General features: G+C 58.1%; 11 protein-coding genes and 2 pseudogenes. 7 read left to right on the top strand and 6 right to left on the bottom strand.

Features of this window, described 5'->3' with window-relative positions; genetic code table 11:
* Window positions 1–35 precede the first annotated feature (35 nt).
* From AC0L2X_RS27955 to AC0L2X_RS27970, 4 genes are read left to right on the top strand one after another with little or no spacing between them, the layout of a single operon-like run.
* The gene (locus AC0L2X_RS27955; RefSeq protein ID WP_473600730.1) at window positions 36–1,385 is read left to right on the top strand and encodes a polysaccharide biosynthesis/export family protein; all 1,350 of its coding nucleotides are present in this window, start codon (window positions 36–38) and stop codon (window positions 1,383–1,385) included.
* Window positions 1,385–2,590, top strand: coding sequence for a glycosyltransferase (locus AC0L2X_RS27960; protein ID WP_473600731.1), 1,206 nt, complete (start codon window positions 1,385–1,387; stop codon window positions 2,588–2,590). The genes AC0L2X_RS27955 and AC0L2X_RS27960 overlap by 1 nt, the downstream gene beginning before the upstream one ends.
* A complete protein-coding gene (locus tag AC0L2X_RS27965; protein ID WP_473600732.1) occupies window positions 2,526–3,704 on the top strand; it encodes a glycosyltransferase in 1,179 nt (392 codons plus the stop codon). The genes AC0L2X_RS27960 and AC0L2X_RS27965 overlap by 65 nt, the downstream gene beginning before the upstream one ends.
* Window positions 3,673–6,408, top strand: coding sequence for a glycosyltransferase (locus AC0L2X_RS27970; protein WP_473600733.1), 2,736 nt, complete (start codon window positions 3,673–3,675; stop codon window positions 6,406–6,408). Before AC0L2X_RS27965 ends, AC0L2X_RS27970 begins: the two co-directional genes overlap by 32 nt.
* An 82-nt stretch (window positions 6,409–6,490) precedes the next feature.
* Here AC0L2X_RS27970 and AC0L2X_RS27975 read toward each other — a convergent pair whose 3' ends face one another.
* The 4 genes and pseudogenes from AC0L2X_RS27975 to AC0L2X_RS27990 form a co-directional block, all read right to left on the bottom strand.
* Window positions 6,491–8,200, bottom strand: a complete 1,710-nt coding sequence (locus AC0L2X_RS27975; RefSeq protein ID WP_473600734.1) for a calcium-binding protein — start codon at window positions 8,198–8,200, stop codon at window positions 6,491–6,493.
* A 535-nt stretch (window positions 8,201–8,735) separates the two neighbouring features.
* On the bottom strand, window positions 8,736–9,626 hold the full coding sequence (locus AC0L2X_RS27980; protein ID WP_473600735.1) for a polysaccharide deacetylase family protein: 891 nt from the start codon (window positions 9,624–9,626) through the stop codon (window positions 8,736–8,738).
* Window positions 9,627–9,724: 98 nt separating this feature from the next.
* Window positions 9,725–10,753, bottom strand: coding sequence for a GNAT family N-acetyltransferase (locus tag AC0L2X_RS27985; protein ID WP_473561301.1), 1,029 nt, complete (start codon window positions 10,751–10,753; stop codon window positions 9,725–9,727).
* 260 nt (window positions 10,754–11,013) lie between these two features.
* Window positions 11,014–11,234 (bottom strand): annotated as a pseudogene (locus AC0L2X_RS27990) (IS5/IS1182 family transposase); the annotation flags it as partial.
* A gap of 16 nt (window positions 11,235–11,250) precedes the next feature.
* On the opposite strand from AC0L2X_RS27990, the pseudogene AC0L2X_RS27995 reads away from it, so the two are divergent.
* From AC0L2X_RS27995 to AC0L2X_RS28005, 3 genes and pseudogenes are all read left to right on the top strand, one after another.
* Window positions 11,251–11,466: pseudogene (locus AC0L2X_RS27995) on the top strand (transposase); the annotation flags it as partial.
* Between the two features lie 54 nt (window positions 11,467–11,520).
* Window positions 11,521–12,504 carry an IS630 family transposase gene (locus AC0L2X_RS28000; protein WP_352491739.1) on the top strand — a complete coding sequence of 328 codons (984 nt, stop codon included), beginning with the start codon at window positions 11,521–11,523 and terminating at the stop codon, window positions 12,502–12,504.
* Window positions 12,456–12,686 (top strand): GDP-mannose 4,6-dehydratase, encoded by a 231-nt coding sequence (locus AC0L2X_RS28005; RefSeq protein WP_473600736.1) that lies wholly within the window; start codon window positions 12,456–12,458, stop codon window positions 12,684–12,686. Before AC0L2X_RS28000 ends, AC0L2X_RS28005 begins: the two co-directional genes overlap by 49 nt.
* On the opposite strand, the gene AC0L2X_RS28010 is transcribed toward AC0L2X_RS28005, so the two are convergent.
* Both AC0L2X_RS28010 and AC0L2X_RS28015 read right to left on the bottom strand, forming a co-directional pair.
* Window positions 12,618–13,484, bottom strand: coding sequence for a metallophosphoesterase family protein (locus AC0L2X_RS28010; protein WP_473600737.1), 867 nt, complete (start codon window positions 13,482–13,484; stop codon window positions 12,618–12,620). The genes AC0L2X_RS28005 and AC0L2X_RS28010 overlap by 69 nt on opposite strands.
* Window positions 13,481–14,677, bottom strand: a complete 1,197-nt coding sequence (locus AC0L2X_RS28015; RefSeq protein WP_473600738.1) for a carboxylate--amine ligase — start codon at window positions 14,675–14,677, stop codon at window positions 13,481–13,483. Before AC0L2X_RS28015 ends, AC0L2X_RS28010 begins: the two co-directional genes overlap by 4 nt.
* Window positions 14,678–15,321 lie beyond the last annotated feature (644 nt).

Consider the following 15,321-nt stretch of genomic DNA (forward strand, 5'->3'; position numbering starts at 1 on the left):
TAGGCCTATGGCGCCAAATGCTAAGCGTCGGCTGGATGCCACTCCTGTTCACTCTCGTGAGCAATGCAGCCGCAACGGAATACAAACTTGCGCCAGGGGACGCGATAGAGGTCACGATCGAAGGATTGCCGGAGTGGCATCACCGTGTCCCCATCGAGTTCGATGGAACGATATCTCTGCCGACGCTTGGGACTATCGAAATCGCAGGTTTGACGGCCGCAGAAATGCGGAACAAAATCGCAGCCGCCCTGCCGACACGACTGTTCCGGGAAAGGACTCCCGAGGGCCGCGAATATAGCGTTCTGGTTCTCCCAAGTGATATTGCGGCAAGCGTTGCCGAATACCGACCTATCTACGTCGATGGCGACGTCTTGACGCCAGGCCAGTATGCGTTCCGGCCTCTTATGGCGGTTGGACAGGCCGTTGCCCTTTCGGGGGGCTACAGCACCATACGGGGAAGCCATGCCACGGCTGATCCTAACCAATTGGTGGACTTGCGCGAGGATTACAATCTTCACGCGTTGGAATATGTCAGAGAAACGGTGCACCTGTCACGGCTGCAAGCCGAACTGAACGATGCAGATAGCTTCGAAGAGAATATTCCGGCAACCCAGCTGATTCCCGCTGCCAATCTGGCAAACCTCATTCAGTCTGAACTGAATTTGCTGAAAACCTCACAAGAAAGCTACCATCAGGAAATCGCCTCAATTCGTGCCGCGATGAAGCAAGCGGACGGGCAGATCGCAATTCTCGCTCAACAGGAAGAGAAGGAACAAAGCGGAGCACAGGCTGACGCACAAGAGCTTGAAAAGCTTACCGCGCTGTTCGAGGCCGGCAATGTGCAAGCTACGCGCGTCTCGGAGGCACGCCGCGCGGTGCTGCTGTCTTCCACGCGCCAGCTTCAGACAATTGTGAACAAGATGGAAATCCAGCGAGGACGGGAGGCCTCAGCGCAGACTCTCAACAAGACTGCAAACTCGCGTCGGATCGGACTCCTTCAAGACATTAGAGAGACGAGCGAGAGACTGGCCGGTGCGGAGTTACGATTGAGGGCCGCCAGTGAGAAGCTTCGCCCTGGCGGGACGACTTCACCCTCTGAAATGCTCGGAACGGCTGCGGCGCCCGTGATCACGATCATGCGCAAAGTCGATCAGGATTGGCTCCGCGTCCCGGCAGACGAGCATACCGAGCTGTTGCCCGGCGACATCGTCAAAGTCTTGCTCCCTTCCAACCAGATGCCGGGTCCCGCAGCGGTGACCGGGGAAATAGATAAGGCGCCGCAAAGCCGCCAGCCTGCCGAACAATCCGCTGCGGTCCAGACGCACCCAAAACAAGACCGGCACACCCCAAGTGCAAAGGACGCCTCCAAAAGCGAGTTTGACTAATGGGCGCGGCACCCGGTTCGAGGCAAGCGGAGGCGATCGCCGTGGTCGTCGGACAGCTCGGGCAAGGCGGAACAGAGCGGCAACTCTATCATTTTCTCGCCCATTGTGATTTTACCCGCTGGGCCCCCACCGTCTACGTGTCGGGCGAGCTCGGGTTCTGGGAAGCTCCGATACGCAAGCTCGGCATTCCTGTGGTGCTGTTGAAGGGCCGCCGCCTGGATAAGATGCGCCAATTGCGTGCGGCATGCGTCGCCCGCAAAACACGATGCTTCTTTTCCTGGTCATCCTATACCAATGTATTCGCGCTCGCCTTGACCGGGCTGGGCATCCGACGCATCGGATCATTCCGCAACACGTTGTTTGCTGATCTGCCGACAGAATGGCGCGGCTTGTGGTCTTGGATGAGCGTGGCCGGCATCTCTGTCGCGGTTTGCAATTCCCGAGAGACCCAAGAGCAGCTCGCGCACCGCCTCGGCTCAAAAAGGTCTGTCGTCTATGTGCCCAACGTGGTCGAGATTTTCCCATCTGATCAGATAGCCAAGTGGCGTGCCGAGTGGCGTCGGCGGCTTGATCTGCGCGACGACGCAGTGTTGGTGCTTGGGGTAGGCCGACTAGCGCCGCAGAAGCGCTTCGACCGGTTTATCGATACGATCGCACGAGTAGGTCGGCACCGCAGGGTGCAGGCCGCGATTGCCGGACAAGACCTCGGTTGCCTCGGCGAGTTGAGGAGCCAAGTGGCGCGTCTCGGACTTGACGATAGAGTCCGTTTTCTCGGCAGCGTCCCTGATGCCCGAGAACTCATGTGCGCCGCCGACATTTTCCTGCTGTCTTCCGACTATGAAGGCATGTCCAATGTTGTGCTGGAGGCCATGGCCTCGGGGGTGCCCTGCATAGCCACGCGAGTGAACGGCGTCGCCGACCTCATCCAGAACGGCGTAACCGGGATCATAGCCGAACCCGAACCGGACGAACTATCGCGCCATGTTTTTCGCCTCGGATCGGACCCCGGCATGCGGCGCGAGATCGGCACCCTTGCGCGCACCTGGATCGAGCAGAAGTTCCAGCCGAAATCGGTGACTGGCCAACTCTGGACGTTATGCGCGGCGGGGAACGACGCCGACACAAGAGAAGGGATTGGCCATGCGACTCGCCATCTTCGTCGATCAGGTTTTCTGGCGCGACGGCGACACTCTTTCGACGGATGAGCCCTACATCCTTTTTCCGGCTAGCTTCATCGAGTCGGTCGACGAGATCATCTTCATCGGGCGCGAGGCAAGGCAAGCCGGGCGCGGGCCCTATCTGCTCGACCACCCGGGGATCACGCTATGCTCGCTCCCCTACTATCCGAACTTGTATCAGCTGTGGCGCCTCAGCCCGAGTACGTTCCTGGAGATACGTCGCCGTATTTCCGAGCAGGCGCGGAGTTGGGATGCGATCCTAATTGGCGGTCCAAATCCGATCGGGCAGATGATCGCGATGCAGTGCATTTCACTCGGTGTGCCGGTGAGCCTCGTGGTTCGCCAGAACCTGATCCAGCAGATGGGCACCCATCGGGGTTTGAAACGCCTCGCTGCCATGGCGGCCGCAAAAGCACTTGATTGGCATTTCAAGCGGCTTGCGCGTAACCGAACAGTGTTCGCTGTGGGCCGAGACCTTGCTCGGGAGTACGGCCGCTTCAGCAACCGTGTGCACGACCATATGCCCTGTCTGATGAGGGACGCGCAGCTCAGGACCTTTGCAGAAATGTGTTCCGGGCCCAATCCAAGGCGCTTGATCTGCGTTGGCCGGCTGGCTCCCGAAAAGGGACATCACGTGCTTCTCGAAGCACTAGCGCACCTCAAGCAGCGCGGGGTGTCGTCCCACCTCGATATCGTTGGAACAGGACCGCTTGAGGCGGAGCTCAAGGCTCGATCAACCGCTCTCGGCCTACGTGACAACGTCACATTCCGCGGTTTCGTGCCATACGGGCCGGCTTTGTTCGAACTTTACCAGCAAGCCGGAGCGCTCGTGCTCCCATCCTTCACGGAGGGCTTTCCGCAGGTCATCAATGAGTCGCTGTGCATTGGTCTACCCACGATCGCGACGGCCGTGGGAGGAATTCCGCTTTTCCTGAAAGACAATGAAACAGCCATGCTTGTTCCGCCAGGCAACGTCACTGCGCTGGCAGCTGCGATCGAGCAAGTGGTATGCCGCCCCGAATTACGGGAGCGCTTGCGCAGCAATGGGCGCGCGCTGATGGTCGACAACACCATGGAAGCCAATCGCGAACGGATGATTGGAGCTCTTCATGCCGAAGTCTTCTCAAAAAAGATCGCCTGAATACCGGTCGGCGCTCGCCGACTATCCGGGAGCGCGCATCCCTGAGCAGCCGACCGTTGGCATCGTTATCCCGGTCTGCAACGAGATCGCACATCTTAGTGCACTCGCTTCCAACCTTTTCAGTCAGGATTATCCCGCGATTGCCGAAATCTGGTTCGTTGACGGAGGGTCAACCGACGGAACGCTACAGATGCTGCAACAGATGCAGCGGCGCGACCCACGAGCGCGCGTCATCGAGAGTCCGGGGCGCGGCCCTGCGGCTGCCATCAATCTGGCGGTTCCTCGCATGCGGACGGACGTCTTCCTACGTCTTGACGCCCATGCCCACTATGAACCCGACGTCGTCCGGCAAAGCGTCTCAGGGCTGCTCGCCACAGGTGCGGGAGGGGTGGGAGCAATCGCGCGTCCATTGCCTTCGCAATCGCTGGTTGGTCGTGCAATCGTGGCGGCACATAGGAGTCCCTTTGGGATCGGAGTTGCCAAATTTCGCAGAGAAAACGCGTCAGGATGGGCCGACACGGTCTGGAATGGCTGCTATTGGAAGTACATCGTAGACCAAGTCGGCCCACTGAGAGAAGATCTTTGGCGTGCTGAGGATAACGACTTTAACGAACGGATACGTCGGCTCGGCTATGGTCTCTATCTCTCTCCGGACATCCGAGCTTTCTATCAGCCCCGGGAAACCCTGCCCGCACTTTGCAAGCAATATTTTGGCAACGGATTTGGCGGCGCCCTCGCGTGGGTCGAGAATTGGCGCGCGTTGCGGCTCCGACATCTCGCTCCGCTCGCACTGGTAGCAAGCCTGTCAATTCCGTTTGCGGTTTCTTTATTTTGGCCGCCCGCGCTGCTCCCCGCAGCAGGCATGCTGTTACTTTACGAAGTTGGGTTGCTGTGCGCTACCTTGCAGGCCGCTTACACAGCGCCGGGCATGCATCTGCTCCTCTTCCCGGCGGTGCTGGCGGCGGTGCACTTGAGCTATGGATGCGGTTCCCTTTGCGGACTCGCCTTGCACGGCTTTCGAAAAGCCGGTAGCTGGCGTTGGCTTCACCCCGCGCTGGCCCTCTTGCTCGGGCTGAGCATCTTCTACTTCCTGCTGCCTTCGGGTGCTGGGCAGGGAGAACCGGTCATATGGCTCGTGCCTAGTTTGGAACGAATCAGCCAAGACGCTGCCCCCGGCGATCGGCTGAAGATCGAGCTTTATGCAGCTCGTGGTGAAACCGAGTCGTTCCAGGTTGGAATCCGTGCGCCGGGCACCGCCCTCACCAACCTGACGATTCAGGTCCAAGATCTGGTCAGCCAAGGCGACCGAGCCCGTATCGCTGCGAAGAATGTGACGCTTTACCGCGAACACTACGTCCATGTGGCGCGATCCAGTCCCGACCTGAACGGGTCGAACCGACCGCTTGGCCCGGGATGGTACGCTGATGGGCTGATACCACTGAATGCCGGGGGATTCACTTTAGCGGCACAGGGCCATTCCCGACCTGCAACCCGCTTTTCGGTCCCTTCGCGCGCTAACCAGCCTATCTGGGTCGACATATCCGTTCCACCCGGCACGCCACCCGGCCGCTATGGCGGCACCGTGAGGGTGTCAAGTGATCAGGGCAATGCTGTCGGCGAAGTCGTGCTTCATGTGTGGGACTTCACACTCCCGCTTACCCCGTCGTTGAACTCAGCTTTCCTAATCTGGGACGCGAATACTCCGCAGGCCCAGGCGGAGTTACTGAAGCATAAGCTAATGCCGCGTAACGTGCGTGTTCAGAACCAAGCCTCCTTCGTTGACAGGTTCGGACTAAAATCCACCAATCTCGGCCTGTGGAGCAATGCCAGCATGGCTCAATGCGCGATGAAGCCGCCGCCATCCCTCGAAGAGGTGCAAGGGGCGGCAGCTCAACACCATCCCGCCCTCCATCTCTTCAACTACACAGCCGACGAAATCGACCGCTGCAAAAGCCTCTATGGGACTATGAAAGCCTGGGCACGCGTCCTGCATGAGGCAGGTATCGACAATCTGGTTACCATGACGCCTGCCCCTGAGCTTTTTGACGATGGCACTGGAAGCGGGCGTTCTGCGATCGATATCTGGGTGCTTCTTCCCAAAATGTATGACAGCGCACCGGAGCGGATTGCTCAGGTTCTGGCAAAGGGTGATGCGGTTTGGTCATACAACGCGCTCGTTCAAGACGAATATTCTCCCAAATGGGAGATAGATTTTTCGCCGATCAACTTTCGTATCCAGCCCGGATTCATCAATCAGAGCCTCAAGTTGACCGGGTTGTTGTATTGGCGCGTCGACCTTTGGACAAACGATCCTTGGAACGACGTGCAGACCTATCGGACGGGAGGTAATGATTATCCGGGCGAGGGAATGCTTCTTTACCCGGGGCAGCCCGTCGGGGTGGAGGGCGTCGTACCCTCAATGAGGCTCAAATGGCTGCGCGACGGAGTCGAGGACTACGAATTCATCGAGATCCTCAAGCGAAAGGGTTGCGGCGAAATCGGTGCGGAGATCGCGCGAACTGTTGGGGCCTCATGGAGGAGCTGGACGCAAAACCCGGGAGCGTTGGAGGCTAGCAGGCGGCAACTTGGATCCATTCTGTCGGGCCTTGGTGGTCCGGGAGCTGGCTGCCATGCGCATTTGACCGGCGATGAAGTCAAACTGCTTCGAGAAGCTGGATCGAGTACCCGCGCGCCCGCCGATTGAGGCACGACACGCTTACGCAACGCAGTGTGTCCTGCATTGGACAAGGAAGCCAGCGCGAACGGAGTCCGCGCTGGCAAATCTGTCACACTAAGAAAAAGGAAGAATGGATCTGCGATAAATGCATGTCTAGGAACCCAATGTTGCCATGGTCGGTGGCTGCGAATACGTCGTCCTTGGCGCCATCCCCATCAATGTCGGCGGTGACAAACGCCAGGTCGTTAAAATGCAGACCAGTTCCGTGCAGGTCGATTCGATCGATCCCAGCCTGCCAGTCCATTATCACATCCGTACCCCAACTGGCTTCATGGAAGACAAAGACATCGGCATCCTTGCCGCCGGCAAGGAAGTCGTTGCCGTGCCCCCCCGTCAATTGGTCAGCCCCATCGCCCCCCTCAAGGATATCATTGCCGTCCCCGCCGAATAAGTGATCGTTACCGGATTTGCCATCGATCATCTCGGCAGCCGCGGTTCCGACGATCTTGTTTGCGCCACCATTGCCGTCGATCTCCTTGTAAGAGCCGTAGTCGGGTAGGCCGATGGGAACCTGACCAAGCCCGGATGAATTTCCAGACACGGGCCCAGATACGGGACCAGGCACAGGCGCGGGCTGAGATGGGACCACCCCCCCAGACAGCGCGGGCTGCTCGAATGCGCCCAGATCTGGCGCGGATCCCACATAGTTGTGGCCAAGGTCGATTCCTTTGTCGACAAGATCACTCCCGTTCGCGAGATGAAGGAATTCCGTGGTCGGGAGTGAGCCGTCGGCTGCACGATGCCCCCGCGCCGTACTGTCGTTCAACGACACAAAATCGCTGGAGTCCACCTTTACAGGTAAGGTCCAAGAATTGTCTTGGCTCGATCCGGACGCCGCCACTCTTCCGATTCCGGCCGAAAGATTGTTGCGGAAGGTATGCTCCTGTTCCCAAAATCCATAATTGTATAGGCCGTTGTCGTACGCGGTATTGTTCTGGAGCGTTATTGGGTTGGAGGCGGAATTCTCGTCAAAACCGTTCGCATGATTCCCCCACGCAACGTTGTCGCTCACGATATGGCCACCGGAGGTGCTGCTCGTTCCCGCGCGAGCGCCGCCCAGCTTGAAGCCATTTCCATCACCAGCCACGCTGCCATCATTGGCGTAGCCATTGTCGAAGGCCCAGTTGCCCTCGATGACAAGGGGGGCAGCATGCGTGTTGTCATGCACATTGAAAAAATCGTAGCCATCGTCCGAGTTGGCCCATGCTCGATTGCCCCTCAGCACGTTACCCGTGCCTGTGGTGGAGACTTGAAAGCCGTCCGCGTTGTCGCGATGCAGATCTTGGTTATGGTGTGAGTCGTTGTTGAGAAGCAGGTTGTTCGAGCTTGCGCCGAACAACACAATCCCCTTTCCCTCCCACTCGGAATTCCATCCGTTGTGATGGACGTTCAACTGCTCGATCGTGTTGGAATTCGATTGGCCCTCGATCATGAGACCACCTTCAGGCCCATTCCTGATCTCAAGACCCTTGATGTGGTTCCACGACACACTTTCCATGTCGACGACATAGCCGCCGCTCATTGAGGATCCGTCCAGGACGGGTACCTCATTCTGGTAGTTTGTCACCGTAATCGGATTGCCACTCGTGCCGTCATGCGTGAGCCGCACTTCAGATGTGAGTTCATAGACACCTCCGCGCATATAGATCGTATCGCCGGGCTTTGCGATATCGTGCGCATGCTGAAGCGATGCGAATGGTGTATCCAACAGACCAGCATTATTGTCTGATCCATTGGGGGACACGTAGTAAGACGCCATTCTGTCTCTCCTTGTAGGTTTATTGCCTTAGTTAATACAACCTATAGTTTAGTTGTAATTCCCTCAAAGGCGTTTAGTTATTGATTCGATTCTTCGAGAGTGCCGGGGCTGATTGGACGCCTAATGCGACAAGACTTTGTCCGCATCCAAAATTCCACAGAAAGTCGAAGAGGCGCGTCATCTCCATGGGAGGACAGCTCGAGCGGCTGCCAGGCCCCAGCCGACAGCTCCGAATTCCAGCAACGCGACGCGGATCGCGTGCGCAGGGCCTCGCCATCGGTTCCTGCCTGACGTCCGGCCAAGCCTCGTGCGAGGAACTGATCCAGGAGGCCTGCTCCCAATCCGGCCGAATGCCGGCCGACAAGAGCAACGACGGCGGTGCCATCCGTGATGATCTCAACCGATGCGGCGTCGAAGCAGCAATCTCGACAAAGCCGAACCGGAAGATTCAGCGCCCCGTCGACAAGCCCAGATACGCTCCCCGCAACCGCATGGAGCGCTCTTTCGCTCTAGCCAAAAATGGCTGAGAGGTCCGCTACGATACTCCGCCAGTCTGGATCTTGTGCTTGATCCACTGGCGCTCCATCCTTGCTCGTTCTCTAGAGTCTATGACGTTCTCGCCACGCTGCTGCCGAACATAATCGAGGAACGTCGCAACCGGTACGAACCAGCCATTCTTCGAGGCGAGGCGCCTTATGAGTTCCCTGAACCGCCAATTGAGATTTCCGTCCGTATCCTGAAAACCGGCAGCGAAATGCGTATACATGATGCAGGCACCGCCCTCAGCTTCCAGGCGATCCTGGTTTGCTTCCGAAATGGTACGATTAAACGAATCGACGTTCGGCCCCTCAGATGATGAGAACCATTGTTTCACGAAGGGCCTCTCGGGATCGTAATATGGCATGAGAGGATAGGTCTTCATCGTATTTATATCCCCGGTAATAAAATTGCGTACGTAATCTATACGATCGCGGCACAGATCTCCCCAAAAGTAAGGACTTTTTTCGCAATGACCGTAGAAGCTTTGTCTTTTCAGAAGAAGCTTATATGCTTGCCTCCTGATCCCGCTCAGCCGAGCATCTCCCCAATAGATATTCTCAGCGGAACTGGCATGATTAGCCATGGTTCGAGGGTAGCCGCCAAACAACTCGCGGAAGTATTCAAGGCCATGCGCGATATTGGTTCGCTCTGAGCTATGGTAGGTCGCGCCGTGAAAGCCTATCTCAAATCCATCGCGGCGAAGTTCACGGATATACGCCAGATAAGCCGGATCCTCACAGGTAGCTCCGCCCATCTTGGAGTTCTGGGATCCGCGAATTGGCCAAACAGACTTCGTCGTGAGAAGGCCATAGTCACGCAGGCAGTCATAAACCTTCTCAAAATTGCCAGGGACTGCAAGGTCCGTGTCGTCAAACACCGTGAACACGAAGGACTTTCCATCTGGCCAGTATAGCTTTTCCATTCAAGACATCACTTCGTCCTCGAACGCGTCGGCCACTACTAGATCATGTCACGAAACCCGTGTCATCGCGCGATCGAAGGATCGGCCCGTGATCTCAAATTAAAGATCCGGCGTTTCCAGCCGCGCGGCGCGTCGTGCAACATTCTCCCGGCATCTCGAAGCATAGATACTACAACGCTCCTGGATGCTCTAAACTGCTCGTACATTACTGTATCACCACCATATTTCTCCTTGTAAGCGCCGCCGCCGCCCCAATAGTGCCAATGTACACCTCGACGCTTCCAGTACTTCATCGCATACCAGTGCATCACCTCATTTGGCCGTACGTTCTGGTGCTCACGAAGGCTGGCGTTTCCCCAGAAATAGGAAATGTCATTAAATCCAGGGAATATACCTGTGGCAATGCTCCGCCCGTCTGGATCGCGCGCGCGTAAGAGAAGTAAATCGCCGGTTGGATAGATGTGCCTGATAAGGGCTTCCACTCGATTCATGCCATATGTTGGGCGCATGTTCTGCTTGGCGAAGACGTCTTCCAACTGAGTAAAGTACTCTCCCGCAAACCCATCCGGGGCGGCTTCCTCGATAACGACTCCGGACTTGGCAGCTTTCCTGATGCAGCGCCTGCACGCTCCGTCCATGCGGGCGAAAAGTTCGTCCTCTGTCATCAGAAGGTTTGATCGAAAGGTACGGACGAGCTGCGCCTTGACTCTGACGTCTCGGAAGTGCTCCCCGGTCAGATAAGGATCTGAAATTTCCAGATGATGGCAGCCCAGTTCAGAGAATGCGTAGCCGATGAGCGCGTCGACTGCATCGGCTCTGGACACGTCTGGCCGCAGATTGAATCCCATATACGGGGTTGTCCAGCCTGGGAATGGACTTCCTAGTATTTGGAAACCCATCCGCCGGACGATGACACCTACAAAAAATCCAACGGGCACGCCCGCGTCTTCAATTCGAGCCACAACCGGATCCCCGGCCTGGGTCTCGCAAACGAAATCAATCCATGCCTTTCGCTGCGAAAAAGTTCGGTCGCTGAAAGAATCGAGGAGCGGCCAATTTACGCCGCTATAGACCTCCCGTTCCAGCTTCATCCCGCCCATCACCATACCGCCGGTTACATGATACGACAGGTCCAGGAGACTCGAAACTCTGATTTGTGCGGGAACTGGTTGAGTGGCCCGTCCGTTGTGATTCGCTTGAGTTGCCTAGACTTGAGCGAGGTCACAACATGGGTTTGACGGAGGCCACCCGCCGGCAATATTGCCGTGCGGGGCAGCGGGATGCGTTAATCGAGCCATTCCTGCCGGGAGCGAAGGCAGAGGGTCGACTTCATTGCGGGCGGTCGTGGACCCATGCGGTGGTCGCTCTTGAGATGGCCGATGACGGGCTCGACGGCGGAGAGGCGGCGCAACGCTCGTTTGACGGCCTTGGTGAGGCCACGCTTGCAGCCGGCGACATAAACCTTGAGGGTGTTGTCCTTCGGTGCATTGTGGCCGCGATAACCGGCATCGGCGAGATCTTGGAGAGGTTGGCGCCAATCGAGCTCCCGATCGCGGGAAGGACGGTGGCCAGCGCTCTGACTCATCTCGGCACGTCGACCCTCGAAATCATCAAGCGTTCGGACGCCACCAAAGGCTTCGAGGTCCTGCCACGACGATGGGTCGTCGAGCGGACTTTCGCCTGGCTGGGACGCAGTCGCCGGCTCGCCAAGGATTTCGAGGCCACCATCGCCAGCGCTGAGGCGTGGATCTTTATCGCGTCCATCCGCGTCATGTGTGATCCGAGTTTCGAGTCAGGCTCCTAGAGCGGTTCCGCCTTTGACGGAATCAAAGGGGATTCCAGATTTATCTGTTTTGTGATTCAAGATGCTGGCTGGAGTGGAGGCCAGCATCGGATGACCCGACCTCTTTCCAATGATCTTCGCGAGCGGGTGGTGGCGGCGGTTATGAGTGGCGAGAGCCGCCGGTCGGCCGCCAAACGGTTCGGCATTGCGGTTTCGACGGCAGTGAAGTTGTTGCAGCGCCATCAATCGACCGGCTCGGTCGCGCCGGGCAAGATGGGTGGACATCGCAAGAGGTTGCTGGAGCCGCACCGTGCCTTCATCGAGACGCGTATACGTGAGACACCGCATCTGACGCTGCACGGTTTGAAGGACGAGTTGGCCGCACGCGGGGTCAAGGTCTCGCACAACGCGGTCTGGATGTTCTTGAGGCGCGAGGGCCTGAGCTTCAAAAAAACGCTGTTCGCCCTTGAGCAGGCGCGCGCCGATATTGCCCGCAGGCGTCAGCGATGGCGCTCTTGGCAGGCCGGCCTCGATCCGCAGCATCTGGTCTTCATCGATGAGACCTGGATCAAGACCAACATGGCTCCGCTGCGCGGTTGGGGGCCGAAGGGCAAGCGGCTGCGCGGCTTGGCTCCGCACGGCCACTGGCGCACGCTGACCTTCCTCGGCGCGCTGCGCAGCGATAGGCTCGCGGCACCTTGCGTCTTCGACGGGCCAATCAACGGCCAATGCTTCCGCGCCTATGTCGAGCAGCAGCTCATCACCGTGCTGAAACCCGGCGACATCGTCGTCATGGATAATCTGGGAAGTCACAAGTCGGCGGCCATCAGGCAGATGATCAAGGCTGCCGGCGCCAGGCTTTGGTACCTACCGCCCTACTCCCCAGACCTCAATCCGATCGAGCAGGCCTTTGCCAAAATCAAACACTGGATGCGCCAAGCTCAGAAACGTACCGTCGAGGACACTTGGCGCCACATCGGCCAACTCGTTGCGACGATCGAACCCGGCGAATGCAAGAACTACTTCGCAAACGCCGGATACGCTTCCGTCAAAACGTGAACGACTCTAAGGTCGCGGAGCGCGTGGTTGTTACCTCGACCAGAGAGGTGCATAGGACGGCGATCGCGATGCCGATCTGTGAATCGAACGCTTTGCAGGGACGATCTCCCTATTCAGCGTCGAAGATCGGAGCGGATGAAATGGCGGAAGCGTTCGCCCAGGCTGCTTACCTGCCACCTTAGTCTTACGGCGTCATAGAGGCCGAGAACAACAAGATATCGTCTCAGCGCTGCCCGGAGCGGCTGGGGGAGAGTAGCCAAGGGGGGCATCAGACCCGCTCGCCGCTTTTTTGCCAATGAAACAGACCAGTCATACGACACGCGCTTCACCTCGATGGCTTGGCGTGCGGTATCGAGAACTAAATAGGTGGCGCGTGGATCTGAGGTTCGCGATTCCCCGACCGCTCCCGGATTGACAAGGTAGAAGGCACCCTCCTTGAGGCTGATCTCGTCGCCGGGAAGTTGTCGTGGCACGGAGTCCTGCCATTCGAAGACGCCAAGGCGGTGTGTGTGTCCGAAGGCACAGATCCGGATGCCAGAGGGGTGATTCATGAGTGCCTCGAAACTTTGTCGGCGCCGTTGGTCATCGTCTAATCGAACGGTTTCACAACCTTTCTCCGGGTGCAGCGCGCCATGAACCGCAATCAACCCGTCACTAATCTCGGCCTTAAGAGGCAGTCCGGCAAGAAATGATACAGCTTCAGAACCGAGTCGCCGGCGTGTCCACAGGATCGCGCGAGCGCCGACAAAACCGAAATCGTCGGTGGTGATCTGTTCGCAGACGGCCCTGTCGTGATTTCCAGCTACGCATACAACTCCGTTTTTTTGTAGCAGGGCTATGCACTCTGCCGGGTCTGTATTGTAGCCGACGATATCGCCAAGGCATATGATACGGTCCGCCCCTTGCGTAGAGATGTCGTCGAGAGTCGCCTGGAGTGCCTCGAGATTGGAGTGAACATCGGAGATGATCGCCAGCCTCATGCTGCCCTCCGTGTTGCGGATTGCACAAGATGAGAAAGTCGTTTGCTAGCGTTCGAGATGCCCCGGTGCCACGCAGTTCGGAGCAGGACCGGATCATCCCAGTTCAAATGCGAAATCGTCTCGCAGCCGATAACCCAGGGCAACCACGACAGCAGAGATACCCCGGTGGAGCGGGCAGCAATGAAATCGCTGGGGAGAGTGCACCATCGGACACCCGGATGGGCTTTTGCAGGAAGCGGGCGGGGTTGGCCAGTTAGATCCGCATAGACCAGCGCTGGTATGTTGACACCTGCGCGTGCACCCAAGACATGCCAAAGATTGAAGCGCGGATTAACCTCCAGAAGGTGAAGTGCACCGTCTGGATCCCGTTTAAAATCGAACTTGGCGACGCCTCGTAGATCCAGCTTCTGAACCAGCGTGCGGCCGAGTGACGCGACATCCGCTGCATCCGTAGTCTCCAATGCCGTGCTGTGACCACATGACGTTGGATACGTTCGTATTTTCCGCCCCGTAAATTCGCCGGCAATTTCGCCCCGATGATCAACATAGACATGGTAGCTTTCGATGCGGCTTTCCGGCCCCGGTATCATCTCCTGGACGAGAAGGTCCATCTCGTTGTTGGCCAAGCGGGGCCACAGCTCTCGGAATGCCTTCTCTGTGGCGACCTCGATTGCCTTGTGACTACCTGCGATCTGGTCCCAAGGTGATCGGCGTCTGAGGGGCTTGATGACGACCGGAAAGCGCAGATCAAGGGAAACGGGCGTCGAGCCTGGACGTGGGCGAATCCTTCGCGATGCCGGAACGGGAAGGCTCAGGCGTTCGGCCAAGATTTGGAAACGAGCCTTATCGACGAGCTTTTCCACCAGCGGCACTTCGGGCAGGATAAAACGGAAGGCCTGCCCCAGCCGCTCGCGGTATCGCGACACGAACAGCAGATGGGAATCCTCTTCGAAGAAAAGGACGGGGCGCTCCTGCTGTACAGTGCCGAAGCGCAGCAACATATCCGCCAAACCGTCCAGGTTCTTTGAGAAGCTCTCCCAGGGGAGAACCGCCCGGACGAACCGCGAATAGGTGGCCGGGTTGCCAGGCGGCACCACAACCGCGCAAGAAACGCCGGCGAGTCCGAGAGGCCGGACCAAGTTCATATCGCCCATGACGCAAGCCATCGGGCCGACGACCGACGTGCCATTCACAGGAGCTCCTCCTGTCTATTGAGGAACGCGAGCGCGATGCATTCCAATTCCGTTTGCGCAGCTACGACCCGCCGAACCCTCAGGACAGTGTACACCCGTGAAGCACACTTGGTAATGGTACAATCGGGGTGGTACGTGCTGGTAGTCTTTCCTGGACAAATGCACCTACATCGTCGCTTTGGCCACAACTTGTGCTATTGTCGAGGCCCCTGGAAAAACGCCCGACCGCCTTCCCTGGGTGCGACACGCGTCGGATCAGCACCCCTGGTCCGGAGCCCCCGCGGCCAGCACTCCAACGCTGCATGGCCAACGTCGACCGTGGAACGGGTCTGCCTTGATCAGGCTTGCCCTGGGCTCGCAGATCCCGGCAGAACCTGACGCCGATCTCCACCAGGGACGCTCTGGCCTGTTCGCGCTCAAGCTCATGCTTGAGCGCGGCATGGCCGGCCTCTGTCAAACCAGTCCTCTAAAGCGCGGCAACCCGGGGGGCCAGCGCGTCGGTCTCGGGATTCTTGGTGCGGAACGCCATCACTCCATCACTCGAACGTATAGCCGTTCAAGTGTATCAGTGTATCGGTTTATAGCAATTTGGATACACCGATACACCGAGTGAATGCCACCCAGCATCAAGCGGCCACGAGGCG

This window comes from Mesorhizobium sp. WSM4828 (assembly GCF_055811175.1).